General features: G+C 71.8%; 25 protein-coding genes. 18 read left to right on the top strand and 7 right to left on the bottom strand.

Annotation, left to right across the window (positions count from 1 at the left end; translation table 11 throughout):
- Position 1: 1 nt before the first annotated feature.
- The 6 genes from GA0070622_RS14095 (at position 2) to GA0070622_RS14070 (ending at position 6,640) form a co-directional block, all read left to right on the top strand.
- Positions 2 to 829, top strand: a complete 828-nt coding sequence (locus GA0070622_RS14095; protein WP_091573710.1) for an MBL fold metallo-hydrolase — start codon at positions 2 to 4, stop codon at positions 827 to 829.
- Positions 826 to 2,313 (top strand): YcaO-like family protein, encoded by a 1,488-nt coding sequence (locus tag GA0070622_RS14090; RefSeq protein ID WP_091573709.1) that lies wholly within the window; start codon positions 826 to 828, stop codon positions 2,311 to 2,313. The genes GA0070622_RS14095 and GA0070622_RS14090 overlap by 4 nt, the downstream gene beginning before the upstream one ends.
- Entirely contained in the window at positions 2,310 to 3,191 is an 882-nt protein-coding gene (locus GA0070622_RS14085; RefSeq protein ID WP_091573708.1) for a sugar phosphate isomerase/epimerase family protein, read from the top strand. Before GA0070622_RS14090 ends, GA0070622_RS14085 begins: the two co-directional genes overlap by 4 nt.
- Complete coding sequence (locus tag GA0070622_RS14080) at positions 3,188 to 4,429, top strand: glycosyltransferase family 4 protein (protein WP_091573707.1); 1,242 nt, start codon at positions 3,188 to 3,190, stop codon at positions 4,427 to 4,429. Before GA0070622_RS14085 ends, GA0070622_RS14080 begins: the two co-directional genes overlap by 4 nt.
- On the top strand, positions 4,426 to 5,268 hold the full coding sequence (locus GA0070622_RS14075) for a PIG-L deacetylase family protein (RefSeq protein WP_218060586.1): 843 nt from the start codon (positions 4,426 to 4,428) through the stop codon (positions 5,266 to 5,268). Before GA0070622_RS14080 ends, GA0070622_RS14075 begins: the two co-directional genes overlap by 4 nt.
- Before the next feature lie 160 nt (positions 5,269 to 5,428).
- Positions 5,429 to 6,640, top strand: a complete 1,212-nt coding sequence (locus tag GA0070622_RS14070) for a low temperature requirement protein A (protein ID WP_245666264.1) — start codon at positions 5,429 to 5,431, stop codon at positions 6,638 to 6,640.
- 20 nt (positions 6,641 to 6,660) lie between these two features.
- Here the strand turns inward: GA0070622_RS14070 and GA0070622_RS14065 are convergent, their stop codons facing one another.
- Both GA0070622_RS14065 and GA0070622_RS14060 read right to left on the bottom strand, forming a co-directional pair.
- The gene (locus GA0070622_RS14065; protein ID WP_091573705.1) at positions 6,661 to 6,873 is read right to left on the bottom strand and encodes a hypothetical protein; all 213 of its coding nucleotides are present in this window, start codon (positions 6,871 to 6,873) and stop codon (positions 6,661 to 6,663) included.
- A gap of 148 nt (positions 6,874 to 7,021) precedes the next feature.
- A complete protein-coding gene (locus GA0070622_RS14060) occupies positions 7,022 to 7,816 on the bottom strand; it encodes a hypothetical protein (RefSeq protein WP_091573704.1) in 795 nt (264 codons plus the stop codon).
- Between the two features lie 488 nt (positions 7,817 to 8,304).
- Here GA0070622_RS14060 and GA0070622_RS14055 point away from each other — a divergent pair, with 488 nt between their 5' ends.
- From GA0070622_RS14055 to GA0070622_RS14040, 4 genes are all read left to right on the top strand, one after another.
- Positions 8,305 to 8,742: a hypothetical protein gene (locus GA0070622_RS14055; RefSeq protein WP_091573703.1), complete on the top strand. Its 438-nt coding sequence runs from the start codon at positions 8,305 to 8,307 to the stop codon at positions 8,740 to 8,742.
- 494 nt (positions 8,743 to 9,236) lie between these two features.
- Positions 9,237 to 9,686, top strand: coding sequence for a hypothetical protein (locus tag GA0070622_RS14050; RefSeq protein ID WP_141684568.1), 450 nt, complete (start codon positions 9,237 to 9,239; stop codon positions 9,684 to 9,686).
- 188 nt (positions 9,687 to 9,874) lie between these two features.
- Entirely contained in the window at positions 9,875 to 10,348 is a 474-nt protein-coding gene (locus GA0070622_RS14045; RefSeq protein ID WP_091573701.1) for a response regulator, read from the top strand.
- Between the two features lie 332 nt (positions 10,349 to 10,680).
- Complete coding sequence (locus GA0070622_RS14040) at positions 10,681 to 11,475, top strand: SGNH/GDSL hydrolase family protein (protein ID WP_091573700.1); 795 nt, start codon at positions 10,681 to 10,683, stop codon at positions 11,473 to 11,475.
- An 87-nt stretch (positions 11,476 to 11,562) separates the two neighbouring features.
- Here the strand turns inward: GA0070622_RS14040 and GA0070622_RS14035 are convergent, their stop codons facing one another.
- Positions 11,563 to 12,174, bottom strand: coding sequence for a hypothetical protein (locus GA0070622_RS14035; protein ID WP_091573699.1), 612 nt, complete (start codon positions 12,172 to 12,174; stop codon positions 11,563 to 11,565).
- Between the two features lie 283 nt (positions 12,175 to 12,457).
- Positions 12,458 to 12,772 carry a hypothetical protein gene (locus tag GA0070622_RS14030; protein ID WP_091577365.1) on the bottom strand — a complete coding sequence of 105 codons (315 nt, stop codon included), beginning with the start codon at positions 12,770 to 12,772 and terminating at the stop codon, positions 12,458 to 12,460.
- Between the two features lie 299 nt (positions 12,773 to 13,071).
- On the opposite strand from GA0070622_RS14030, the gene GA0070622_RS14025 reads away from it, so the two are divergent.
- The 6 genes from GA0070622_RS14025 (at position 13,072) to GA0070622_RS14000 (ending at position 19,008) form a co-directional block, all read left to right on the top strand.
- Entirely contained in the window at positions 13,072 to 13,875 is an 804-nt protein-coding gene (locus GA0070622_RS14025) for a hypothetical protein (protein WP_091573698.1), read from the top strand.
- Between the two features lie 528 nt (positions 13,876 to 14,403).
- The gene (locus GA0070622_RS14020; RefSeq protein WP_091573697.1) at positions 14,404 to 15,189 is read left to right on the top strand and encodes a hypothetical protein; all 786 of its coding nucleotides are present in this window, start codon (positions 14,404 to 14,406) and stop codon (positions 15,187 to 15,189) included.
- A gap of 13 nt (positions 15,190 to 15,202) precedes the next feature.
- A complete protein-coding gene (locus GA0070622_RS14015; RefSeq protein WP_091577363.1) occupies positions 15,203 to 15,892 on the top strand; it encodes a class F sortase in 690 nt (229 codons plus the stop codon).
- Between the two features lie 60 nt (positions 15,893 to 15,952).
- Positions 15,953 to 16,570, top strand: a complete 618-nt coding sequence (gene sigK, locus GA0070622_RS14010; protein ID WP_091573696.1) for an ECF RNA polymerase sigma factor SigK — start codon at positions 15,953 to 15,955, stop codon at positions 16,568 to 16,570.
- The gene (locus GA0070622_RS14005; protein WP_091573695.1) at positions 16,567 to 17,286 is read left to right on the top strand and encodes an anti-sigma factor; all 720 of its coding nucleotides are present in this window, start codon (positions 16,567 to 16,569) and stop codon (positions 17,284 to 17,286) included. Before sigK ends, GA0070622_RS14005 begins: the two co-directional genes overlap by 4 nt.
- Positions 17,287 to 17,364: 78 nt before the next feature.
- Positions 17,365 to 19,008, top strand: coding sequence for a serine/threonine-protein kinase (locus GA0070622_RS14000; protein ID WP_141684567.1), 1,644 nt, complete (start codon positions 17,365 to 17,367; stop codon positions 19,006 to 19,008).
- A gap of 498 nt (positions 19,009 to 19,506) precedes the next feature.
- Here GA0070622_RS14000 and GA0070622_RS13995 read toward each other — a convergent pair whose 3' ends face one another.
- Complete coding sequence (locus GA0070622_RS13995) at positions 19,507 to 20,256, bottom strand: ZIP family metal transporter (protein ID WP_218060585.1); 750 nt, start codon at positions 20,254 to 20,256, stop codon at positions 19,507 to 19,509.
- 264 nt (positions 20,257 to 20,520) lie between these two features.
- Between GA0070622_RS13995 and GA0070622_RS13990 the strand changes: the two genes are divergently transcribed.
- Together GA0070622_RS13990 and GA0070622_RS13985 are read left to right on the top strand one after the other, a co-directional pair.
- Positions 20,521 to 21,081, top strand: coding sequence for a DUF6328 family protein (locus tag GA0070622_RS13990; RefSeq protein WP_091573693.1), 561 nt, complete (start codon positions 20,521 to 20,523; stop codon positions 21,079 to 21,081).
- Between the two features lie 301 nt (positions 21,082 to 21,382).
- The gene (locus GA0070622_RS13985) at positions 21,383 to 22,864 is read left to right on the top strand and encodes a gluconokinase (RefSeq protein ID WP_091573692.1); all 1,482 of its coding nucleotides are present in this window, start codon (positions 21,383 to 21,385) and stop codon (positions 22,862 to 22,864) included.
- 282 nt (positions 22,865 to 23,146) lie between these two features.
- On the opposite strand, the gene GA0070622_RS13980 is transcribed toward GA0070622_RS13985, so the two are convergent.
- A complete protein-coding gene (locus GA0070622_RS13980; protein WP_245666262.1) occupies positions 23,147 to 24,328 on the bottom strand; it encodes a PP2C family protein-serine/threonine phosphatase in 1,182 nt (393 codons plus the stop codon).
- A gap of 181 nt (positions 24,329 to 24,509) precedes the next feature.
- Complete coding sequence (locus GA0070622_RS13975; RefSeq protein WP_091573691.1) at positions 24,510 to 25,862, bottom strand: AI-2E family transporter; 1,353 nt, start codon at positions 25,860 to 25,862, stop codon at positions 24,510 to 24,512.
- Positions 25,863 to 26,173 lie beyond the last annotated feature (311 nt).

The following is a 26,173-nucleotide window of genomic DNA, read 5'->3' as shown; positions in this document are numbered from 1 at the left end:
CGTGCCCCTGCGCCCTTACGCCTGCACGAACTGCGGCCACTGGCAGCGGTGGTTCGGCCCGCCGCCGTCCTGCCCGGTCTGCACCGACGTGCGCAACGCGCTTCCCCCGGACGGCTGGCGGTTCCTCGCGGCCGACGAGGTGGCGGTCGGCCGACAGGCCCGCTCGGCCGCCGTCGCGCCCGGAGTGACCGGCTACTGGAGCGACCCGCAGCTCGGCCTCGGCAGCACCGGCTGGGTGATCGAGACCGACGTCGGCCAGGTCGGCTGGGAGGCCGCCGGTTGGTATCCGGCCGCCGCCATCGCCGAGCTGCGCGCCCGCGGCGGCCTGGTGGCGCTCGGCGCCAGCCACGTACACGGATACGGCGCGCTGTGGCAACTCCAGGACGAACTGGCCCCGCCGGTCCTCGCCATCGGCGTCGACGACCTGGTCTGGACCAAGGCGTTCCAGGTCACCTGGCCGACCGACGACCGGCATCCGCTCGCGCCCGGCCTGACCATGTACCGCAGCGGCGGCCACTTTCCGGGGCACAGCGTGCTGCACGACGAGCGGCGCGGGATCCTGTTCGTCGGCGACCTGATCAAGGTGGAGGTGGCTGGGGAGACGCCGGTCGCGCTCTCCTGCCACAAGGCCTACCACGCCCAGATCCCGCTCTCGCACGCCGAGTTGCGCCAGGCGCGCGACCTGGTCGAGGAGTTGGACTTCGACGCGGTCGCCACCCCCTTCGAGTACGCGGCACCCGTCGCCCGCAAGCAGGTGCTAGCCCTGTTCGACCGGCACCTGCGCGGGCAGCCGGTGGCCGGCCCGATCCCGATCGAGGAGCTGACATGACCCGAGCCGTCGAACCGCGCACGCCCATCACCTCGGCCCGGTCGGTCGCCGACCGGCTCGCGGACGCCCTGCCGGCCGGCGAGGTGGGCGACTTCGACGTGTCCGGGCTGGACCGCCTCGGTGTACCGGTGATCTCCGCCGACCACCTGGGCGCCGGCTGGCCCCGGGCCGCCGCCGTCGGCTACGGCGCCACCGTCGAGCAGGCCCGCACCGGCGCGTACGGGGAGCTGGCGGAGGCCCTGCTGCTGCACGGCCACCTGCGGACGATGACGCCCCGCCGGGCCTCCTACCGCGAGCTTCGCGGCGCGGTCGGTGCGCACGGGGTGGTGGATCCCCGCTCACTGGTCCTGCCGGCCGGCACGGTGGTCGACGACGACCAGCCCCGCTCCTGGCTGCCCACGCTGCGCTGGCGTACCGGTGAGACGGTGCTGGTGCCGGCCGAGTTCTGCGCGGCGGACGGCGCCGACCTGCCGTGGCAGGACCCGGCCGAGCGGCTGATCCCGGTGATCACGAACGGCTCCGGCGCCGGCGACACCGTCGAGCGGGCGGTCGCGCACGGCCTGCTCGAACTGCTGCAACGCGACGGCAACACCACCGCGTTCCGGGCCATGGACGCCGGCGTCGTGATCGACGTCGACGAGGTACACGACCCGGTCATCCGGTTGATGCTGGACCGCCTGGCGGACGCCGGCATCGAGGTGCTGCCCAAGCTCGCCTCGACCGCGTTCGGCATGCCCGACGTGCATGTGGTCGGCATCGACCGACAGCCCGAGACACCGGCACTGGCGGTCACCGCCTGCGGCGAGGCCGTGCACCCGGACCGGGAGGTCGCCCTGCGCAAGGCGCTGCTGGAGTACGTCTCGTCGCGATCCCGCAAGGTCTTCTCGCACGCACCGCTGGACCTGCTGCGGCCGGTCGCGCCGCAGGCGTACTGGCGGCGGGAGTTCGCCCGGCCGGCCGAGGCGCAGGAGAGCCGGGCGATCACCGCCATGCGCGGCTGGACGCACCTCGACGGCGCGCAACTGCTCGCGCTGCTGGAACCGGTGGTGCTGGCCCGCCGCGACAGCGTGCCCCTCAGCGCGCTGCCCACCGTCGCGCCGGGCAGCCTCGACGACCAGGGCGCGCTGCTGGCCGAACTGCTGCGCCGGCTCGCCGACTTCGACGTGCTGGTCGTCGTCGCGCCCGGGGAGGGCGCGACGGTGGCCAAGGTGATCGTGCCCGGGCTGGAGGCGGAAACCATGTCGTACGGACGGATCGCGGCGCGCGGGATCGAACGCCTGCGGGAGCGGGACTCACCGCTGGTCGGTCTCGGGACTCCGCCGCACGCCGGCGCCGCGCCCGTGGTCCTCGACCAGGCCGGCCGGGAACGGCTCGGCGCCGCCGACGCCTGGCTCGACCTGGCGGCGGTGGCCCGCACGATCGGCCCGCTCTATCCGCTCTACCGGGAGCCCACCCGGCACGCCGTGCAGCGGAGCGGGCGATGACCCTGCGCTACGCCTACAACACCAACGGCCTGACCTCGCACCGCCTCGACGACGCGCTCACCCTGCTCGCCGACTGCGGCTACGACGGGGTCGCGCTCACCCTCGACGTGGCACACCACGACCCGTTCGCGGCGGACCTGGCCGCGCGGACCGACCGGCTGGCCCGCCGGTTGCGGGCGCTCGGACTCGCGAGCGTGGTCGAGACCGGCGCGCGGTTCCTGCTCGACCCGCGGCGCAAGCACCACCCGACCCTCGTGTCGCCGGACGGGACCGACCGGGTCCGACGGCGTGACTTCCTGCGCACCTGCGTGGACGTGGCGGCCGGCCTCGGCAGCGAGGCGGTGTCGTTCTGGGCGGGCGTCCCGGAGCCCGGCGCCGACCGCCACCGGTGCTGGCGCTGGCTCGTCGACGGCGTTCACGACGTCGTCGCGTACGCGCAACGACGCGGGGTGCGCTGCGCGTTCGAGCCGGAGCCGGGAATGCTCGTCGAGGACTGCGACGACTGGGCCCGCCTGGCCGCCGAGGTGCCCGGCCTCACCCTGGCCCTGGACACCGGGCACTGCCTGGTGGCCGGCCGCCACGAGCCGGCCGCCGCGGTGCAGGCGTTCGCCGGCCGGCTCGGCGCCTGCGCGATCGAGGACATGCCGCGCGGCCGGCACGAGCACCGCGCGCCCGGCGAGGGCGACCTCGACTTCCCGGCCGTGCTCGGCGCGCTCACCCAGGTCGGCTACGGAGGCCTGGTCAGCCTCGAACTGTCCCGCGACGCGCACCGGGCCGACACGCTGGTGCCCGCCGCGCTGGCCGCGCTGCGCGACGCGGAGCGGGCGGCGTCGAGCCACGCGTCGCGGCCCGCGGTCGCCGCGGAGGTGGGCGCGTGAGGATCTGCTTCGTGTCCCGCCGCTACTGGCCGGCGGTGTCCGGTATGAGCGCGTACGCCGAGAACCTGCTGCGGCACCTGGTCCGCGCCGGCCACGAACCCACCCTGATCTCCCAGTACCGAGCCGACCGGGCGGGTCGTGCCGTGTACGGCGGAGGGCCGCCCCCACCGGAGCGGGTGCCCGCCGGCGTCGAGGTGCACGCGTTGGAGGCGCGTGGCGAGCAGGCCGTGGTCCGCGGCGAGCCGGCCGACTTCGAGGCCGACGTCGACGAGATGACCGAGACGATCCTGCGGCTGCACGCCCGCCGGCCCTTCGACGTGCTGCACGCCCAGTACGCCTATCCCAACGGCCTCGCCGTGCTGCGCGCGGCCCGCGCCGCAGGACTGCCCGCCGTGGTGTCCGTGCAGGGCGGCGACGGGCACTGGGTGGGCACCTGCTGCACCACCCACCGGACGCTCGTGCGGGCCGTCTTCACGCACGCCCCGGCCCTGCTGATCGGGTCGCCGTCGTTCGCCGCCGAGGTGTGCCGGCGTCACGAGCTGGATCCGGCCCGCTTCACCGTGGTGCCGGGCGCCACCGACGCCGAACGTTTCGTACCGGTGACGGACCCCGGTCGGGTGTCCGATCCGGCGGTGCTGCTCTACCACGGTCGCATCGACGTCCGCAAGGGCGTGCTGGACCTGCTCGACGCGGTCGCCAAGCTACGCGCGGACGCGGTGCCGGTGCGGCTGCTGCTCTCCGGGATCGGCCCCGACCTGGACACCGTCGCTGGGCGCATCACCGAGCTGGGACTCACCGGCGTGACCGAACTGCTCGGCGCGGTGCCCTACGAGCTGGCCCACGAGGTCTACGCCCGGGGTGGGATCTTCGTGAGCCCGACCTACGCCGAGGGCTTCTCCAACACGATCCTGGAGGCGATGGCGAGCGGACTGCCGGTCGTCTCGACCGACGTGGTGGGCGTCCGCGACTGCGTCCGCCCCGACGAGAACGGCGTGCTGGTGCCGGCCGGGGATCCGGCGGCGCTCGCCGGGGCCGTCCGCCGGCTGCTCGACGACCCGGCGCTGCGCCGCCGGCTCGCCGCACAGGCCCGCCGAGACGTCGAGCGGCGGTGGAGCTGGCCGGTCGTCGCCGACCGGATCGTCAGCGGGTACGACAAGCCGTCCCGCGACGTACCGGAGATCCCCGATCCGCCGGTGGACCCGACCTGCCGCTTCCGCGCGGCCCCGCACCTGCTGTGACCGGCCGCGATGGCCGCGCCGCCGCGACGACCGCCGGCGACCGGCACCGGATCGCCGGACGGGCGGTGGCGGTCAGCCCGCACCTGGACGACGCGGTCTTCTCCGCCGGCGGCACCCTCGCCGCGCTGGTGGCGGCCGGGTGGACCGTGCGGGTCGTCACCTGCTTCACCGCGACCGTTCCCGACCCGCCGGCGTTCGCCCTGGCCTGCCAACTCGACAAGGGACTGCCGGCCGACGTCGACTACATGGCGCTGCGCCGCGCCGAGGACCGGACCGCCTGCGCGGTGCTCGGTGTACGCCCGGTGCATCTCCCGCTGGCCGAGGCACCCCACCGGGGGTACGCGGACGCGGACGCGCTGTTCGCCGGCGTCCGCCGCGGCGATCCGGCGGTCGAGATGCTCGCACCGGCACTGCGGGCCTACCTCGCGGACGCCGACCTCGTCCTCGCGCCGCAGGCGCTCGGCGACCACGTCGACCATCAGATCGTCGCGGAGACCGTCGCCGGGATCGCCGCCGACGCGTTCTGGTGGCGCGACGTGCCGTACGTCGCCCGCCGACCGGCGGCAACCCCCTGGCGGTGCGTGCCGGCCGGCGTCGAGGTGGCTGTCGACATCGCCGATCACCTGGTGACGAAGGTGGACGCCGCCGGCCGGTACCGCAGCCAACTCGCGTACCAGTTCGGCGACGCCGGGGCGGCGGTCTCGCTGCGGGACCTCGCCGTCGCCGAAGCCACCCGCCTCGACGTCGCCGGCGCGGTGGAGGCGCTGCGCGGTCCGACGACGGATCGACTACCGCTTGGTGGCAGGTCGGTGCCCGGCGCGGCGGTCGGCCCGCCGTGACGTCGTCCGTCCGGCAGTGGCTCGCGCTGCCCTCCCGCCGGGTCCGGACCTCTGCACGATCGGCGACCGGATCGGCCTCCTCGCGCAGGGCAAGGACCGCGTCCCACCGGCCGGCACGCTCGGGTGTCGCCGGCGCCGCAGCCGTCGGAAGGGGCCATTGGTGAGCAGCACCTCGTCGTCGAATCTGGAGGTCAGCCGTGGGGGGTGGGTCCGCCGGCCCATGACGCCCCGGCGGCGCGACGAGCCACACCGCTCGGCCACTCCGCTCGAACTCCTGTTCGACCTGGTGTTCGTCGTGGCGGTCGCGCAGGCCGGCGAGCGCCTCGCCCATGCCGTCACCACCGGGCACTCACTCGACGGTGTGGTGGCCTATGCGACGGTGTTCTTCGCCATCTGGTGGGCCTGGATGAACTTCAGCTGGTTCGCCTCCGCCTACGACACCGACGACATCGGCTACCGGCTGCTGACCTTCACACAGATGGCCGGAGTCCTGGTGCTCGCCGCCGGCGTGCCCCGCGCCTTCGACGACCAGAACTGGACCCTCATCTTCGTCGGTTACGTCATCATGCGTGCCGCCCTGAGCGTGCAGTGGATGCGGGCGGCCCGCAACGAGACCGACCGGGCACGGCGCACGGCGCGTCGCTACGCCGTCGGGATCATCGCCTGCCAGTTCGGATGGCTGCTGCTGCTCGCCGTACCGGCGCCGACGAAGCTGTGGCTGTTCATCGCCATGGCCGCCGCCGAACTCAGCGTGCCCGCAGCCGCCGAACGCGGCCGGCCCACCCCGTGGAACCCCCGACACATAGCCGAGCGGTACGGCCTGTTCACCATCATCGTGCTCGGCGAGACGATCGCCGCCGCCTCGGTGGCACTGCAGTCCGCCGTGGACGGCGCCGACCAGCTCGACCAACTGTTGCCGATCGCGGCCGGCGGCCTGTTGATCGTCTTCTCCTTCTGGTCGATCTACTTCGCCGTGCCCGGGCGCGACAGGTTGCTCGATCGCCGATCCGGCTTCAACTGGGGCTACGGCCACTACGTGATCTTCGCTTCGGCCGCGGCGGTCGGCGCCGGCCTGGAGGCAGCCTTCGAGCACGCTGTCGGACACGGCACGGCCGACGCGACCACCGTCGCTCTGGCCGTGACCGCGCCCACCGCCCTGTTCCTGCTCGCCGTCTGGCTGCTGCAGACCCGTCACTACAAGCAAGGTACGACCGAGCAGCTCATCGCACCGACCGCGGCCGCGCTCACCCTGGCGGCAAGCTTCACCGGCCGACTCGCCGTGCCCCTGGCCGGCCTCGTCACCGCCGCCGCGGTCGTCGCCAGTGTCGGGGTCGTGTCACACCGTGAACACCGGCGCCGCCACCGTCGCTGATCACCACCCGTCGTCCGACGTCATCGGTCGACGAGCACGATGAGCAACGCCCAGATGGCCTGTCCCACAAGCCCCGCCATCGCCACCACGACCCCATACCGCCCCACCCGCAGCATCGTCAGCGGCCGGGAGGACTCGCGATGGGCGAGGATCGCGTACCCACCGGCCGCCGCGCAGGCCAGAGCGATCATCCACCCGGCGAACAGCAGACCCTCGTGCAACGGCAACGCCACGGCGAACCTCCCGACGGCGGACTGCTCACCACCATTGAACGCCGCTCGTCTCCCGTACGGGCCACCGCACGGTGAACACCGTCCGAACCGGTGGTGACGCGGTCGTCGCCGCTGCCGGTCCCGTGATCTGGTCCGTCGGCAGGCCCGGTCAGGTGCGGTCGACGACGAGGTCGGAGACTCCTGCGACCGCGTCGACGTCGTACCGGTCGGTCGCGGTGTCCCAACCGTTGGGCGTGAGCACCGTGCCACCGGCCACGCCGGTCCGATCGACGCCGTCCACACTCACCCGGCCGGCCCCGCCCGCGGCGCGCACCCGCACCGGCGCGTCGCCGGCAAGGTGCACGAGCAGCCGACTCGCCCCGCCGCTCATCACCAGCCGCACGGTGCCCACGGCGGGCGGCAAGGTGACCTCCGCGCGGCTCGTGCCGGCCGTCAGCTCGACCTCCTCGATCCGGCCGCCGCGCAGGTCGAGCACCTCCTCCTGGGCACCACCGCCGAGCCGGACACGCCACCGCACGTCGTCGTGGAGGGCCACCTCGACCAGCGCCGGCCCCGCGCCGCCGGCAGCGGCCAGACCAGCCGTCACGGTGCCGTCGGACACCGACACCGCCGGACGGACCTTCGCCCCCGCCGGCGTCGACACCCGGTACAGGTCGTCCCCGAGATCGGCGGTCCGCACCCGCACCACGTCCGCGCCGTCGACCAGCACGAAGTCAGCGGAACGCAGATCACCCCGATCCGCGGCCACCGTGTGCCGATCCTCGCCGCCGGCGCCGCGGTCGGTCCACGCGTGGCCGTCGCCGCCGGGGCCCGGGCGACCGGCGTCCCGCGGCTCGCCGGCCCGGCAGCCGCCGGCCAGCGCAGCCAACAGGAGCAGCCCCACGATCCCTCCACCCGTCCCGCGTTCGAACATCCGCCGCACCGTCCCCACCGTCTGCGTCACGCCCCGGTTCCTACCCCGTCGCAGCATGGGCGACTCCCCCGGCTTACGGCGCTCCCCCGGGAGGTAATCGCCACCCCGGCACGTCGCGCCCCGGTGGACGAAGGAGTGAACTCTTCCCGGACAGGGCACTGAGCCCACGCGACCACGTACGCCGTCGCACGTGCCACCGAGGAGGGGGAGGAAGCGACGCTCCACCGTCACGCTGACGACAGCCGTAATCGTTCTCGGACTCACCGGCCTGAGCGGCTGCACCGACGAGGACGCCGCCGCCCCGGCGGCACCCGCGACGCCGGGCACCGCCACGACCACGGGCCCGTCAAGCCCGCCACGCCTACCCCGGCGACCCGGACAGTGGCACCGGCCCGGGCTGCCCGGCGAACGAGGACCCGATTCCGCCGGGCTCCCGCGCCGCACTGACGGGCGATCTCGACCACGACGGCCGGCGGGACACGCTGTTCCTGGTCGATGACGGGGACAACCGCGTCGGGGTGCGGACCGCGGCCGGCCTGACCACCTCCACCCGCTTCTCGGTCGCCGAACCCAGCGAACTCGAACCGCACGGCTTCGTCGCCGCCGACGGCTCGTCGCTGATCCTGCTCAGCGGCTCGCGGCAGGCATATCTCTTCGCGTTCACCGGATGCCAGGTGGTCGTGACGCACAACGCCGAGGGCGAGCAGTATCGGTTCGACAACGGGTTCGCCTGGTCCGGTACCGGTGTCGGGTGCCTCCGTGGAGGCGACGGCCTGACACTGGTCGGCCTGCGCGCGGAAAGAACGACCGACGGCAACAGGTACCAGATCCGCCGCACCGTGATCGAACCGGTGCAGCTCGGCCGGTCCGCCCGCAACGGGCCGACCAGCGTCGGCGACACCGGCTTGACCCGCGAGGCCGCCTTCGACAGGGTCCGCACCGGCTATCCGTGCTGAGGCACGTGCTGCTGAGGCCGTAGCCAGTAGTCGATTTCTCTCGAACGGCGCCGAGGCGTACGACTCGCTCGTGCAAGGTTGAGGGACTGAACAGCGAGTGCTCGCCCGGATGATCGGCATCAGCGGCGTCCATCCGCAGGACCGCTACGAGATTCAGGTGCTCGACTCCTACGGCGCCAACTCACGGGGTGTCGGCGGGGCCGGATCGTCCGCAAGAGGCTTGGCTTCCAACGCGGCACGAGACGCATCGGGCAAGAGTGGTCCACGGTATGGTCCGGCCCCGCTGACCCGGATGTGATCTGTGCTCGTCGTTCGAGGCCGTCGTCGCAGATAGACCCGTCATCTGCCCCTGGACCTAGTCCGCCTTGTTGCTCCACGATAGATTGACGGGTGCCAAGCGCCCGCGACGCTCGAAGGGCGTGATGATGACAAATCGACCTGCGCCCATTCGGCTGGCGCTCTGGCTCCTTCTTCTCCTCATCGTGATGGCCTTTATGCATCTGGCGCTGACCTGGCGGCGCGACTCTCTCCTCGGCGCCATCTACGAGGAGGCTGGCGCCGGCGACAACACCATGCTGGCCGTAGCCCTCGCTCACCTGGTCTCGTTGGTGTGGCTCTCTGTCCTGGCAGGCAGCTACCTCGTCGCCGCGACGCAGATCACGCGGCGGCAGGGCGCAGCTCGCTTCTGGCTCGCGCCGGTGAGCCTGCTCCTGGTGTGCTGCTCGGGCCTCAACGTCCTTGACGCCGTGTTCGCCCGGGGCAGCGCGCCGGACGACCTGGCCTTCGCCGAGCGGGTCACTCAGCTCACCGAGCAGCGCATGCCTGACTGGCACCCCCTCCTGCACGCGCTGCTCCGCGGCGGCGTCGCCCTGGGCACCCTCGTGGTCGTCGTACTGCTGCTTCTGCCCTCCTCCGGTCGATACTTCCGACTGAGGTGGGGATGATCCGACTCGAGCGGTCTTGTCTATCTGTCCGGGCACCGCAGCCAGGCCGGCCCTTCGCATACCCTCAGGACACGACCGAGGCCCTCCGCGCTCCTCCGCTACGGCGCGGGCCGGTCCGGTAGTGATCCTGCGGACAGGGCGAGATCCACTCGGTCAACTGCGCCGGATTCAGGAAGTACTCTTCGGCTGTGAACGCTGCCGGAGATACCTCTCGTGACCGGTCAGAGCCGCTGCGGGTGCTGCTGGTCGAGGACGATCCCGCTGACGTCGCCCTCATCCAGGAAGCCCTCGCCGCCCACGCCCTTGTCGCCGAACTGCACCACGTCCCTGACGGAGTCGAGGCGATGGCGTTCCTGCGCCGTCAGGGCCAGTACGCCAGCGCCCCACGTCCGGAGTTGATCCTGCTCGACCTGAACATGCCCCGCATGAACGGCCGCGAGGTCCTCACCGCGGTGAAAACCGACCCGTGGCTGCAGGCCATCCCGCTCGTCGTGTTCACCACCAGCGCCGTCGACGCCGACGTGGTGGCCAGCTACACCGCGCACGCCAACGCCTACATCGCCAAGCCCATCGACCTCGACGACTTCGAACGCGTCGTCGGGCTGATCCACCGCTTCTACGGTGCCACCGCAACCCTGCCGCCACGTCCCCGCACGGCGTGAAGACGGCCGGCCCCCGCCCTCCGACCTGACACCTACGCACGATCGGATGTCCTGCTCGATCGGACCGAGGCGGCGTCGACCACGAGCGGAGGGCCGCGGACCACAACGGCTGCCGCCGAACCGCTGAGGTGAGGCGCATCGGTGACGGCGGAAGCGGTCGGCCGCTCCCGCCCTCCCCGCACCACCAACCCATCCATTCTTCTCGATAGATTCCATCCACAGCAAGGCCGGCGACGACAAAAAGCGCCAGTCATGGAATCGGCTCCGGCGATTGTTACTGACCGGTAGACGACGTGTTACGAAGTGGGCCCTCATCCCCCTGGAGGTCCCGCATGACCCGTCGCCCCCTGGCGCTTCTCGGCAGTCTCGCCACCGCCCTGCTGCTCAGCCTCGGTCTCGCCGCCCCCGCCTCCGCCGCCGGTACGGACTACGCCGCGCTCGGCGACTCCTACTCCTCCGGTGTCGGCACCAACAACTACGACAGCGGCAGCGGCTCGTGCCGGCGCAGCCCACAGGCGTACCCAAGGTTGTGGGCCAACAGCCACGCACCGGCAAGCTTCCAGTTCGTCGCCTGCTCCGGCGCCACCACCCGCGAGGTGCTGAACAACCAGCTCGGCGCGCTGAACGCCGGCACCGACCTCGTCACGCTCTCGATCGGCGGCAACGACGCCGGCTTCGCCGACGTCGTCACCACCTGTCGCCTCGGCTCGGACAGCGGATGCCTCACCGCCGTCAACAACGCCAAGTCCTACATCACCAACACGCTGCCCGGCCGCCTCGACGAAACCTACCGGGCGATCCGCAACCGCGCGCCCGGCGCCCGGGTGGTCGTGCTCGGCTACCCGCGCCTGTTCGAACTCGGCTCCTGCGGTCTCGGCAGCATCAACGAGTACAAGCGTGGCCTGCTCAACGGCGGCGCCGACACCATGTCCGGCGTCATCTCCGGCCGTGCGTCGGCAGCCGGTTTCGCCTACGCCGACGTGCGGGGCCGCTTCGCCGGACACGGTGTGTGCGCCGGCAGCCCGTGGATCAACGGCACGACCTGGCCCGTCGTCGAGTCCTACCACCCGAAGGCCAGCGGCTACTCGGGCGGATACCTACCGGCACTCACCGCCGTCACCGGCTGACCGAGCGCGCCTCGGGCCCGACCGACCGGTCGGGCCCGAGGGGCGCTCGGTGCTTCAGCACCTCGGTGTCCGACCGGATCTCTGAAATCACGGCTCCGGTAGGCGGGACATGACTCGGCTCTGGAAGCGGATCTGCGCCGCGAAGGCGAGAACAGCGATCACGACGCCCGCGGCGATGCCCGCCTCGAGTACGGTTCTGGCCAGAGCCAGCAGCAGCGCCGCGGCAGCGCCGGCGAGCAGAGAGTTGATCGCTGCCACCATGGCGGCTGCGGTGTAGAGCATCGCAAACCGGCTCGGCGGCACCCCGGTCGCCGCCCATGCCACGCGTGCGTTGTCGCCCGGGGCGACGGCGTCGGCGAAGAACTGGCCGTCCGGCTCGAACTGCTCGTGGTAATAGGCGCGGATGCGACGGATCCGCTGAAGGTCCACGGCGTTCTCCACGGTGGTCTGAGTGAGGCGTACGAAGGTCAGCCACCCCACGACCAACAGCGTGGGCATCACGGCGGCCAGGTACGCCGCGGCGACCGTGCCCTTGCCGGCGACGAAGCCGAGCCCGATCAGCCCGGCTGACAGCGTCGACAGGAACACGGTGGCGCGACCCACGGACTCCGCGACCGTTGCCGAACGTGACGTCTGCAGCACGAAGTGCTCGGTCGTCAACGCCGTCACCAGAGCCTGCGCCCGCTCCTGCTCCGTCACCCGCTCCCCCGTCCTCGCACGACCGCCGGATCCGCCGGGTACCCGGATCGGGGCCCACCACACGACGACGGCCTCGCGGCGGCGGTACCACACACCCGAGCCATGCTGCGGGGCCGGTGGCATCTTGTCGCCGGCCCCGCAGCGTGGCGTGGAGCGCACCTGGATTCCCGGGTCGCACCTGCCCAAACCTCGCCCCTCGGCCCGCCTTGTACTGGTCGCCGGGCCGCACGCAGGTGCGGGGCTGGCTCGCCGGGCGACGGACCGGCGCCGCCTTCGCGTCACGTCACGTCATGTCATACGTCGACTCCCCCGAGCGGGCCCGGACCTCAGCCTCGTGATCAGCGGCCACACCCATGTCCGCCCCGGCGTTCCGCAGCAGCTCCACGGTTGGTTCCGCGCATCCCGACGGAATGCCGACTGCAACCGTTCCCGCCGCCACCCCCAACAGCCACGGATCCACGCACACCGCGCGGACCTGCGACAGGGCCTCCCGCCGCGACGCGTCGCGATCCCGCCCGGTGCCGTACCGGCCCGCCACACCGAGCACCTCGGCAAGGACGACACGGTCGGTCTCTGGCAGCGACGGCACGTGCACCATCAGTCGACCGTAATGGACCAGGGCCGGCACCGGAACCCGGCGCGATCCGTCCCTCCGCGCACGAGTCTGCGCCACGGGACGACCAACCACGCGCCGAGCATCGTCAACGGTATGGGCACGGGCGAACGCCGTGATCGTTTCGCCGTCGAGGACAGGTCGCCGCGAATGCCACGCCGACGCCGGCCCGACACCCTCGGCGGCGGCGCTCGGCGTGCGGTCGGTCGGTCGGGACTACGGGAGACGGCGCCGCGCCCGTGCCGGGTGGCCGACCGACCCATCCGTCAAGCAGCCGCCTCCGAATGCAGTTCATGGCCTTCGAGTCCGGTCCCTACACCCGCGCGGCTGTCCACCCCGACGACGGCGTGGACTACGACGTCTTCCGACGCTGGCCTCTGTCGCCCGGGGCGCTACGCTGCCTGCGCTACCTGTGTGACATCTGCCACCCGCTCGACCTGCTGGTCGCGCCGGCGCAAGTCGAACAGACCGACACAGCCGTCCTGACCAGGTGCATCTACGAGAAGGACTGGCATCGAAAGGTGCTGGTCAGGGTGCTCACCGCACACGATGTCCCGACCGGCACGCCGCCTGTGACGGCGGCGCCGTGGGGGGTCGGTCGAAGTGGTCGCCGCGGGCCGGCCTGGTGGGCTCTGCGCTACGGCGTCAGCGGTGACGACGCCGCCGCCATCCGGATGACGTGGGGCGCGATCAACGAGTGGATGACCCACAGCTGCTATCACCGGCTCGTCCTACGGGAGGAGCACCCCGTCCTGACCGACGTCCTGCATCGGGTGACGAGTCAGGAGGTGCGGCATGCCGCCTACTACGCCGGCCGGGCCTGCGATCGGCTGGCCCGCTCGGTGCGCGTCCGGCGCCTGACCCGCTTCGCGCTGCGTCACTTCTGGGCACCGGCCGGCGCGGCGGGGATGCCTCGGGTCGAGACCGCACACCTGATGCGGTATCTGCTCGCTGATGAGGCCGGTTGGCAGGAGATCCGGCAGCTCGACGACCGGATCGAGAGACTGCCCGGGCTCTCCGGCCTCGGACTGGTGCGTCGGGCGCTCCAGCGACACGGAGTGGTCGATCCGTCGAATCGACGAGCATGACCGGCGGTGCCAGCGCGCCGATCACTCTGCGCGGCGAGCGACCAGGCGGTGCTCACCGCGTAGGCACCGGCCAGGGGCCATCCGCTGCGGCGGCTGACGGGATGGCTTCGACCTTCGGGCAGGCACTGACCTACGGTCGACAGGGCGCACCCGGCGAAGATCGGCGCCCAGACGACGAAGGCGTAGCCGGATGGGGTGATCACCGTGTCGTAGCGGCGGGTCTGTTCGCCCTTGCCGAGCAACGGCCGAGAACAGGTACGGCGATGAACGCCGCACAGGCGCGCCGAGGGCCAGTGATCGCACCCGATCGTCCACGTCTCCTCCGATCGATCGGCCTGTCCGGGCGCTCGCCCTGACGTCGACGTTGCCGAAGCAGCAGACGGCACGGTGCCACCGCGACAGGCGGGGTGGCCCGGGCGCCGGTCGAGAAATGTGCGAGCCGGCACCAGTCCGGCGGGCGGTGGGCGACGAATCCCTCTCGACAGCAACGACACCAGCGCCGTGACCAGGCGGAGACGGAGACCTGTTGTGAGACTTTCCCGAGCCCTGCTCGCCCTGCCCGTGGCCGCGCTGGCTCTCTCGGTTCCGGGCGTCGCGCACGCTGACGAGAGCGTGCAGGTCCGGTTGCAGGATCTCAACGAGACCGGCGCGACCGGGACCGCGACGTTGACCGCGACGGACGGAGGCGACCTGCAAGTCATGATCCGGTCGACGGGCATGACGCCGAACTCGCCGCACGCCCAGCACGTGCACGGCGCGGTCAACGGCATGGACTTCCACTGTCCGGACAAGTCCGCCGACGCCGACGGCAACGGCTACGTCAGCACCGAGGAGGGCCTGAAGATGTACGGCGACATCTTCATCTCGCTGACCACCACCGGGGACACCACCAGGGCCAGCGGCCTGGCGGTGGACCGGATGCCGAAGGCCGACGCGCGGGGCAACCTCAGCTACGAGCGCACCATCCCCGCCGCCGAGCTGCCCGCCGGCACCATCGAACACCTGAAGGACCTGCATCTCGTGCAGCACGGCATCGACGCCAACAAGAACGGCGCGTACGACATGGAGGCGCTCGGGGAGTCGACGTTCGCGAAGTCCGTCGGCGTCAACGGCATCCCCGCCGAGGCCACCGACCCCGCGACGTGCGGCATGGTCAGCGGCGCGGCGGCCGGCTCCGTACCCGCAGGGGGTGTCGCCACCGGCGACGGCAGCACCTCCGGCGGCGCGCCGGTCATGTGGTCGGTGGGTGCTCTCGCGCTGCTCGGCGCCGCCGGTGCGGTGGTCGCCCGCCGCCGACTCGCCGACGGGCGCTGAACCGGAGGCGGTCGTGACGGACACCGGCGACGCGCGAGTGCCGGCCGGCCGCCGTCGGGAGCGCGCCACGCTCCTGGCGGTGGCCGGCATCCTCATCCTGACGGCGGCCGTGACCATCGGGTTCGCCGTCGCCGAACCGGGCGGAGAACCGCCCCGACCTGACGTCTCGGCTGCGGCGCCGGCCGCGGAACCGGCGGCCGGCCCAGCAACCAGGCCGGGCGAGTTGACCTCGGGCCCGCTGATGTCCTCGTCGCCGCCGAGGCGGGTGTCGATCCCGTCGCTGCGGGCCACCGCCGCGGTCGTCGCCCTCGGCCTGCAGGCGGACGGGGCGATGCAGGTTCCGGACAGCCCCGCCGACGTCGGGTGGTTCACCAGGGCGCCGACGCCCGGCGCGCTCGGCCCGGCCGTGTTGGCCGGCCACATCGACTGGAAGGGCCACCGCGGAACGTTCTTCGGTCTGGGCAGGCTGGCCGTCGGTGCCGGGATCACGGTCGACCGGCAGGACGGCAGCAGCGCGATGTTCACCGTGACCAGGGTGGCGCAGTATCCCAAGGACCGCTTCCCCACCGACGAGGTGTACGGGGCCGTCGACCACGCGGCACTGCGCCTGATCACCTGCGGCGGCGAGTTCGACGACAACACGCAGCACTACCGCGACAATGTCATCGTCTACGCGCGCCTCGCCCATGCCCATCCCGCCTAGCACGTCGGGTACATGTAGGCGGCACACCCATCGTCCCGCATGCGGAAGGACCTGCCGAGAATGAGCGGTGACCCGGAACAGGCGCGGCGGGTCCGGCCGGTACCGCCCGACACCGCGACGCCGCCGACCGCCGAGGAGTTGCTGGCGCGCGTGACGCGTGGCGACGAGACGGCGTTCGCGTCGCTGTACGACATCGTGGTGGGTCGGGTTCTCGGGCTGGCCCGCCGGGTCGTTCGCGACGCGGCGCAGGCGGAGGAGGTGACGCAGGAGGTGATGGTGGAGGTGTGGCGCACCGCCGGCCGCTTCGACGCCGGTCGCGGCTCGGCTGTCGGTTGGATCCTGACCATGGCGCACCGCCGGGTCGTGGACCGGGTGCGCTCGGAACAGGCGCACACCAGACGGACGTCGCAGGTCGCCGCGTCCGAAGCGCACGTTCCCTACGACGAGGTGGTCGAGGACGTCACCGCGCGGCTGGAGCGGGAACAGGTCCGCCGGTGTCTGGGCCGGCTGACACCGGTCCAGCGGGAGGCGGTGACCCTGGCCTACTACGGGGGCCACACCTACCGTGAGGTCGCCGAGAAGCTCCGCACACCGCTACCGACGGTGAAGACGCGGATGCGCGACGGGCTGATCCGGATGCGCGACTGCCTCGGCGTCGAGATCGAGGGGCGGGCATGAGCGGCGACATCCACACCCTCGCCGGCGCGTACGCTCTCGACGCGGTTGACGACGTCGAGCGGGCGGCGTTCGAGCGGCACGTGGCCGAGTGCGAGCCGTGCCGCACCGAGGTGGCCGAGCTTCGGCAGACGGCGGCGCGGCTCGCCGACGAGAACGTCGTGGCCACACCACCGGGGCTGCGGGAGCGGACCCTGGCCCAGGTGGCGCGCACCCCGCAGTTGAGGACCGACGCCAGAGGCGCCGGACGGCGGGCAGGAACGTGGCGACGGCTCACCGTGGCCGCCGCCGCGGCCGTACTCGTGGCCGGCGGCGCGAGCGCGGTCACCTGGACCGTGAGCAACGGACGGATCAGCGACGAGCGGGCGAGCGCCGACGAGGCCCGGCGCATCGCCGCCGTCCTGGACGCTCCGGACGCCCGGGTGTTCGAGCGGTCGCTGCAGCCCGGCGGTGCCGCCACCGTGGTGGTCTCGCGCGAGCGCGACCGTGGTGTGGTGCTGCTGCGCGACCTGCCCGAGCCCGGCCGCGGAAGGATCTACGAGCTGTGGCTCATCCGGGGTGGCGAGCCTCGTAAGGTGGGACGACTCGCCGAGGGAGCGAGGGCGTCGACCACGGTCATCGGTCCGGTCGCCGGTGCGGGCACGTTCGGCGTGTCCAACGAGCCCCGAGGCGGCTCCGACGCCCCCACGCAGTTCGTCGGTACGGTCGAACTCGGCTGAGCCCGGGGGCGCCGGGCCGCGGGCAGTTTTCTTGTCGCCCGTTCCCATCCGGGCCGGGAGCCGCTTCGAATCACCAGCGTGGATGACGAGCTGCTCGCCGGCCGGTACCGCCGGCTCGTGCCGATCGGTGACACGGCGACCCCGTGGCGGGTCTGGTTGGCGCGCGACGAGGTGCTCGACCGGCACGTCGCACTCAAGCAGATCGCCCTACCAGGTTGGGTGAGCGACGCGGAGCGGTCGCGCCTGCGCGACGCGACGCTCAGGGAGGTACGCGCCCTGGCGAGTCTGGACCATCCGGGTGTGGCCGGGATGTGGGACGTGGTGAGCGCCGACGGGTGCCTCTGGCTCGTCATGGAACACGTACCCTCCCGCTCCCTCGCCGAGGTGGTCGCCGCCGGCGGTCCGCTGGCTCCGGCCGAGGTCACCCGGGTCGGTCTGCACCTGCTCGCGGCTCTCGGCGCCGCCCACGCATCAGGGGTGCTGCACCGGGAGATCTGCCCACGGAATGTGCTCCTCGCCGACGACGGCCGGGTGATACTCGGCGGATTCGGCCTGTCTATCCTCGACAGCCGCGCCCCGGCGGCCGTCACCGCGGCGACCCTGTCGAAACTCCAGTACGTCGCTCCGGAGCGCACCCGGGACGGGAGGTCCACCCCGGCCGCCGACCTGTGGGCCCTCGGCGTGACCCTCTACCTGGCCGCCGAGGGCCGGCTGCCGTGGACCCGGCCCACCGCCCTGGCCACGCTCGCCGCCCTGGCCACCGAGGCACCGGACCGGATGACCGTTCCGCCGCTCGAGCCCTCGATCCTCGGTCTCCTGCAGCGCAATCCCCGCCAGCGACTGTCCACTCAGGAAGCGTGTGATCGACTCGAACAGGTGCTGGCTTCCACCTCGCCCGTTCACCCCGTGCCCGCGCGTCCGTCCGCCCGGCCGCGTCGGTGGCGCCGAGCCGCCGCCGCGACCGACCCGGTCCCCCAGGACACGATCGACACCACGGCCCTCGCGGTCACGACGTCGACCACCCGCGACCGGACGACCGGCTGGGCGTTCGCGGGCGCCGTGTTGGGCCTGCTGGGAGTCGGGACCGTCGTCGTCACGGCAGCCGGCGCGGTGGTCGGCGCCGTGCGCGCCCAGGACGGCACACCGGCGGGCGGACTCGACGGCCCGGCCGCCGACGCGGTGGTGACGACCGCGCCGGCGCGGCCCGGCCACCTGTGCCTGAACGACGCCGCCGGCGAGGCCGAACCGCTGCGGGAGCCCACCGAACCGCCACCGCACGCCCCACCGAGTGGGTGGGCGTGGCACCAGGACCCGGCAGGATTCCTGATCGCGGTCCCCGAGCGGTGGACCCGACACACCGAGGGCACGACGATCTGCCTCCGCGATCCCGCCCGGACAGACGCCATCGCCGTCGACCCCACTGTCAGGGCCTCCGCCGTACCGTCGAAGCGATGGGACGTTGCCGAGCGCGACCTGCTCGAGACCGGAGCACTGACCGGCTATCAGAGGATCAGCATCGGGCCGATCATCCGCCCGGGTGGCGCCGCCGAATGGGAGTACACCTGCGACCAGCCCAACGGCGAGCGGTTGCACGTCCGCCGACTGCTGATCAACGACGGCCGATCCCGCGCCTACAGCCTGTCCTGGATCACCCAGGACAGCCGGTGGATCCGGACCCGCTCAGTCCAGCAGACAGCCCTCGCGACCTTTCGCCTCGCGTGAGGAGGCGGAGACGGCAGACGGATTGGCGTCACGATCTACCCGACGTCATTCGAGGGCCCGGCTTCCAGCGTTCAGCATCAAGCTTCGGTCGGTACCGGTCCCCCAAACCGGCCGCAGCGCGGCGGCCCTTCCGTGACGGCCAGCCCCGCTCCAGGCGCGCTTGCACCCGACATCCGCGCGCAGGTCGACTCCGTCCGACGGACGATCGACCGTACGGCATCATCACCCCGTCCCGGTCGCTGCGGTGAGGGCAGGCCGGCCCGCCCGCGCCCAGCGGCACCGCGGGGAGAGATTGGCCGACATGCTCGCGTGCGACCGCGCGCGGTCGTCAGTCTCGGCAAACGCTGAGCGCAGGCCTGCCTGCACGTGCGCGAGTTCGCGGCGGCGAACCGGGCGCGCTCTCAATGCAGCCCTCAAAGCCGAGTACGGTCACGCCTGCCCACGGCCAACACGTCGAGCGGTCACCGTAGGGCAGGAAACGAGAATCGGCGGCGTCACTCACAGCGTGGCGAGGACGAAGGAGAGCACGAACCCAGCGGTCGTGCTCAACGCGACCGAGGGCCCGCCTTTCTCGTACGCTTCCGGCATGAGGGTGTCCGCGAGAGATGCCAGCACCGCCCCTGCGGCGAACGCCAGCGGCAGCGAGATGGTCTCCGGAGCGGTGTGGGACAGGGGGCCGGCGCCCAGGACCACGGCCGCGACGAGTACCGCGGCGCACACCCCCCACGTGCCGAGCACAAAGGCAATGGACCGGCCTTGTGCCCGCATCGAGGCACTGCCGACCAACGCCTCGGGAAAATTCGACACGAAGATCGCCGCCAGCAGCACCAGCCCACCGGTGCCCTCACCGAGCGACACACCGAGCGCGACGTTCTCGGGCACGCCGTCGAGGGTGACGGCAGCCAGCAGTGCCAGGCCGGCGGCGCCGGTGGTCGACGCGGTCGACGCGGCCCGGTCCCGAGCGGCAGCGTCCGGATCGAGCTTCTCGCTACCGTGCTGTTGTCGACGGCCGCCCTGCGCCACCCGATCCAGTGCGGCGCTCAGCGCGGTGAACACCCCCGCACCGACCACCAGCCCGATCGCGGCACGCCAGATCCCACCCTGCTCGTAGGCGTCCTCGAACAACTCGAAGGCCAGCGCCGTGATCAACGCACCCGAGGCGAACGCGAGCAGAACGGCCAGCCACCTCTTGGGCAGCCGGATCCACACGCCGGCCGCCGCACCCAGGAGCAGCGCGCTCGATGCCACCATGCCGAAGATAAACGCTCTCACGTGTTGCCACTACCCAGCCCGGCGTGGTGCTCAACCACCTGACGCGCGGCGGACCCGGCCCACGCATCGACGCTGCCGGCGGCTGAACGCCGGCCCGGCTCCCCTGCGGCACGGCCCGCAGCGACCGATCTGACCGCGGCCTTGCGGGCGTGGTTCGTCGTTCAGCCGTCGCCTGTACGGACGCCAGATGCGTGGTGAGAGGATGCCCTCGGCAGACAGCCGTGATCGAGGGAGTTCGACGTGAGCGATCAGTACCGGCGGGACGCGGCGCCGGACGGGCGGGACGAGTCGGAGCAGGAGCGCGCAGATCGACACTTCGACGAACTGCTTCAGGAACTGCGGGTCGCCCAGACCGGAGTGCAGATCCTTTTTGCCTTCCTCCTGACCCTGCCCTTCACGCAGCGGTTCGGGATCCTCGGCGACGGGCAGCGCGCTGCCTACCTGACCACACTTCTCCTTGCGGCGGTGGCGACGGTGTGCCTCATCGCGCCGGTCAACCACCACCGGATCCTGTTTCACCGGGATCGCAAGTCGGACTTCGTAGCCGCGGCGAGCCGGCTGGCGCTGGCGGGCCTGTCGTCGCTCTGGTTGGCCATCGTCGGCGCCGTCTACCTGGTCATCGACGTCGTCGTCGGCACACCCGCAGCCGTAGCCGTCGGCGCCGGCCTCGCCACGGCATTCGTCGCCGTCTGGTATCTGCTACCGATGGCACAGCATGCGCGACGCACAGGACAGGCTGCGTCATTGGCGCGACCGCGCAAGCCAGTCGACGAACCACACGAGATCCGCAGCGCCGACTGATGGCATGATCGGCGCAGCGGTTCAGCGCACCGCCGCAAGGCGTGCCGACGCCGGCGTGCGAGCGAGCGAGCCCTGAGAGCCCTGTCCTCGGCCCTGCCCGCCTCGATACCTCCTGACCTCAACCCCTGCGTGGCAGGGTTCCGGCTGCGGCCGGTCCGACCAGGCGGACGATCTCCCGGCTTCGATACCTGTCTCCTGCACCAGGGAGAACGCCCTCGGGCCGAAGAAAAGAGTGCGCCCGGCATCAGGGTTGGACTATGGTCGCCGGAGACCCCCGACGCCCGACACAGCGAGGACCACGATGCCTCTGAGCGGCGACGACATCGCTCTCGACTCGGCGATGGATCCGCTGGTCCTCGCGATAGACATCGGGTCCACGGCGACCCGCGGCGGCGTGCACGACGCGTCCGGGCGGCGGATCCACGGCCTGCAGCACAAGGTGCCGCACGCCTTCACCGTCGCGCCTGACGGCACCTCGATCATCGACCCCGATCAGGTGACGGCCGAGGTCGAAGAGGTCCTCGACGCGGCAACCAGCGACCCGCGGTTGGGAACCCGCATCGCTGGCGTCGCGATGGACACCTTCGCCGCCTCGCTGATCGCGGTCGACAAGGCCGGCCGCCCCCTGACGCTGTGCCTGACCTACGCCGATTCCCGCAGCGCGCACGCAATCTCCGCCCTACGCGAGGAGCTTGACGAACGGACGGTTCACCAGCGCACCGGAACCCGCCTCCACACGAGCTACCACGCTCCACGCGTGCGCTGGCTCTCCGCCACACAGCCGCACCTCGTCGCCAATACCGCGAACTGGTGGTCCCTGGGCGAGTACGTCCTGGCTCGGCTGATCGGCCACCCCCTGGCCGGGACCTCCACGGTGGCGTGGACGGGCCTGCTCGACCGCAGTACCGGCGAGTTCGACGCCGAACTGCTCGCCGCCGCGGGCGTCAGCCCCGATCAGCTTTCCCCGCCCCGAAACACGAACCAACCGACTCCGGCAGCGAACACGACGCGCTGGCCCGCACTGGCGAAGGCGGCGTGGTTTCCCGTCATCACCGACGGCTTCGCCAGCAACGTCGGGTCCGGGGCCACCGACGCCACCGTGCTCACCGCGGCGACAGCCACAAGCGGTGCGCTGCGAGTGCTGCTCGACGGCCCGGCCGAGCCCTTGCCGTTCGGACTGTGGAACTACCGGGTCGACGCGGGACGCACGCTGCTCGGTGGAGCGATCAACGACGTCGGTCGCGCCGTGAGCTGGGCACAGAGCACCCTACGTCTCAGCCCGGCACTCGCGGGCACCCTCACCGCGCCGCCGAGCCACACCACGCCGCTGGTGCTGCCGTACCTCACCGGGGAACGAGCACCGGGCTGGGCCGGCGGGGCACGCGCCGTGCTCGGCGGAATATCGGCGGCCAGCGACGCCGACACCCTGTTCCGCGGAATCGTCGAGGGCGTCGCCATCACCTATGCGCGAGTCGCCGACGAACTACACTCAGCCGCCCCGCACGTCCTGGAGGTCGCGGCAGCGGGACGCGTCAGCAACGACCACCCGGAATGGCTGCAGATCCTCGCGGACGTGCTCGGGCGACCTGTCACGCACGTGACCCGACGCCGCGCGACGCAACGGGGCACCGCGCTACTCGCCCTCGACGCGCTGGCGCCGGACGTACCGCGCGCGAGCCGGGCCACCGGAGCGACGTACGAGCCCGAGCCCGCGCACGTGGAACACTACGCACAGCGGCGCGCACGGTTCGCCGAATCGTACGAAACGCTCAGACGCAGCTGACGATGCGGTGCCAACTTCTCCTGTCGAGGGCACCCAGCGGATTGGCGGAATGGCCCAGGTCTTGGGATAAAGAACCGCTGCGGATCAAGGCGCGACCCAGGCGGCGCGCCGTAGGAGTGCAAGCGCGAAGCGGGTCGCTTCCAGCGAAGGGGTGACGGCTCGGAGGCGCGTTTCGAGGTCGAAGCTCGGGCAGCGGCCGAGGTCGCGGCGACCGCCACGAGCCTTCCGCCCCGCCGGCGCAGCCGGAACAATTCGGCCGCGTCGAACCACGTAGCCGCCCGCCTATCGGCGGAGGTGTCCAGTGTCATCCTCGACACCGGTGTTCCGCGGGGCTTCGTTGCGGCCATCCTCGCCGCCGTCCGGCGCACCTGTCCAGCGGACGAAAAGCACGGTCGCGTCGTCCTGCAGCCGGTTGTCCTGGTGTGCGATCACGGCGTGCACGAGCCGCCGGGCGATTTCCGGCAGTGGCAGATCGTCGGCCAGGGCACGGACAGCGAGGTCGGACAGCCGTTCGAGGCCGAACAACTCGCCGTCGGCGGACCGGGCTTCGGTGATGCCATCGGTGTAGAGCAGCACATCGTCGCCCGGCTCAAGGCTGTATCGAGTGACCACCGGTTGGCGGTACTCCCCGAGCGTGACCGGCAGCGCGGTCGGGGTGGGCAGAACGGCCGCGATCTTGCCCTGCCGTAGCACGATGCCGCTCGGGTGTCCGGCAGAGATCACCCGAAGCTGGCCGGTGCGCTGGTCCAATTCGCCAAACACGCCGGTGATCAGGCCGGATCGGTCGAATCCTCGTGCCGCCGCGTCGATGTGATGGTAGGTCGCCACCAGGTCGTAGCCGGCACGGCGCGCGTTGCGGTAGGCAGCGAGGGCGATGGAGGCCAACATGACGGCCCGCAGGTCGCTCTGCGACCCGTGTCCGACGGCGTCGAACAACGCCAGATGCGCGACATCGCCGTTGACGGCGAAGTCGAACGCGTCGCCACCCACGTCGTACGCAGGCTCCAGGATCCCGCTGATGACCATGTTGCTGGTAGCGAAGGTCAACGGCGGCAATTGGGCGCGCAGCATCTCGGCCGCCAAATTCATCGGTTCTCGCCTGCGGATCCGCTCAACCGTGTCGCTGTACATGCCGCGCGTGATGACCAGCTCGGCGAGCAACGCGGCCACGTCGGCGAGCTCCGCCTGCCGCGTGTTGAGCAGCTCGCCTGGACCGATGATCTCCACGACGCCGAGCCGCTCCAACCCGTCGACCAGCGGGAACCATGCGCTCGCGTCGCCGCCGACTGCGGCGACAGCCCTCATCGTGCTGTAGGCGCGGCCCGGGAGGGTGCCGTCCACGGCGATCAACTCGCGCCGCGGTGACCGCTCGTCGGACAAGGGCGCCAGCACTCGCTGATGGTGATCGACCAGAAACATCACCGCATCCGACGCCCCCAGCTCGCGGACGGCCCGTCTGACCATCCCCGGTAGATCCTCGGGGAGGGCCCGATGGGATCGGACCAACATACGTCGCAGTGACAAAGCCTCGCTCACGTTCCTCATCTCCCTGCGCCCACGCCGTCACCCGTTGCCCCCCGCACGACCGGCCAGGTCGGAGGCGTTCCCGCCACTGCGATGGATGTGGCCGTCGTCTGGTCCCACCCTAGGCTGACGATGGGCCGGTGGCCCGCTCGTCGACGGAGCTGTCGACGGCAGGCACCGGTTCCTCTGTGCGCGCACGCCGGTCGTCGGCGGTTTCCTCGGCGTCTGCTTGATCGTTGTCGGTAGGACGAGTGCCCGGCGGTGTGCGGTCGACGGTGGGCTGACCGTCGGGATGCGCAGCCAGGTAACGCGTGGCGGTGTTGACGACCGCGAGCAGCGGCACCGCGACAAGACCGCCGACGATACCCGCGACGACGATGCCAGCGGCAATGGCGAGGATGACCGCCAAGGGGTGCAGCGCCACGGCACGGCCCATGATCAAGGGTTGAAGGACGTGACCTTCGAGTTGTTGCACGGCGATCACGACGCCCAGAATGATCAGCGCACTCACTGGACCTTGGGCGACCAGCGCCACGAGTACGGCGACGGCGCCAGAGACTGTCGCACCGACGACGGGAATGAAGGCACCGAGGAAGACCAGCGCGGCAAGCGGAAGGGCAAGCGGCACGTCCAGCACGAGCAGACCGATGCCGATGCCGAGCGCGTCGACGAAGGCGACGAGCACGGTGGCGCGGACATAGGAGATCAGCGTGTGCCACGAGTAGTGGCCGGCACGGGCGATGGATACCCGAGCGCCGTGTGGCAGCAGACGGCACAGGAAGCGCCAGATCCGATCGCCGTCACGCAAGAAGAAGAACAAGGTGAACAGTACGAGGAAGAACCCGGTCAGCAGCTCGCCGAGGGTGGTCGCGGTGCTCAGTGCTCCGGAGGTCAGTGCGCCCTGGTTCTGGGTGACCTGCACCTGGGCCCGATCGACCAAGCTACTGAGTTGTTGGTCGTCGAGATGCAGCGGGCCGCGGGCGAGCCACGCCTGCACTTCGTCGAGGCCGCCGCGGACCTGGTCGGCGAGTTCGTCGTACTGGTCGATGAAGGTCCGCACGATCATCGCCAGCGTGCCGAACACCGCAACCAGTCCCGCGACCAGGACCAGTGCGGCGGCAGGTGCGGCTCCGATACCGCGCCGGCGCAACAGCGCTGCGGCGGGCTGCAGGAGCGCTGCCAGCAGCAGCGCCACGATAACTGGGATGACGACCACTCGCAGCACACTGACCGTCTTGATGAGTACGTAGGCGCCGGCAACCAGCAGGATCAGCCGCCAGGCCCATGCGGCGGCCACTCTGATCCCGCGTGGCACACCCAGGGCGTGAGCACCGTCCGGCTCACCCGAATCGACGACGAGCACCTGGCCGATTCGGGTGCCCAGGCCGGACTCGTCGAAGGGTGGAGGCTCGGCCTGCCGGGCAGCTTCCAGCCGCGCGCGTGCCTGGTCCCGCACCTGCGACGTCCAACGCATGGCTCGTCCCCCTGTTGTGGTCTGCCCTGCGCGGCGGCGGTAGGCCAGAGCGTCCTGACGGCCTCATCCCTACCCCTCGGTCAGTGACGGAAACGCCGCAGGCCACGACGGTCGATGGCTGATAGCCGGCGAACTCCTGCCTCCAGTGGCACGGCCAACGAGCGGGGACTAGACACGAACCAGGGGCCATCAGACAGCGGGGCCGACATGATCGCTCGTCTCGGATGACGGGCCGACAAGCGGACCCGCCGGACGAACCGCCGCCTGTCCGACTGCCGCCTTTATCGCGTAGCGCGCAGGTCTTCAGCTCG

Origin of the sequence: Micromonospora sediminicola, from assembly GCF_900089585.1 — a bacterium.
Lineage (GTDB): Bacteria > Actinomycetota > Actinomycetes > Mycobacteriales > Micromonosporaceae > Micromonospora > Micromonospora sediminicola.
This window is presented reverse-complemented; position numbering and strand designations above follow the sequence as displayed.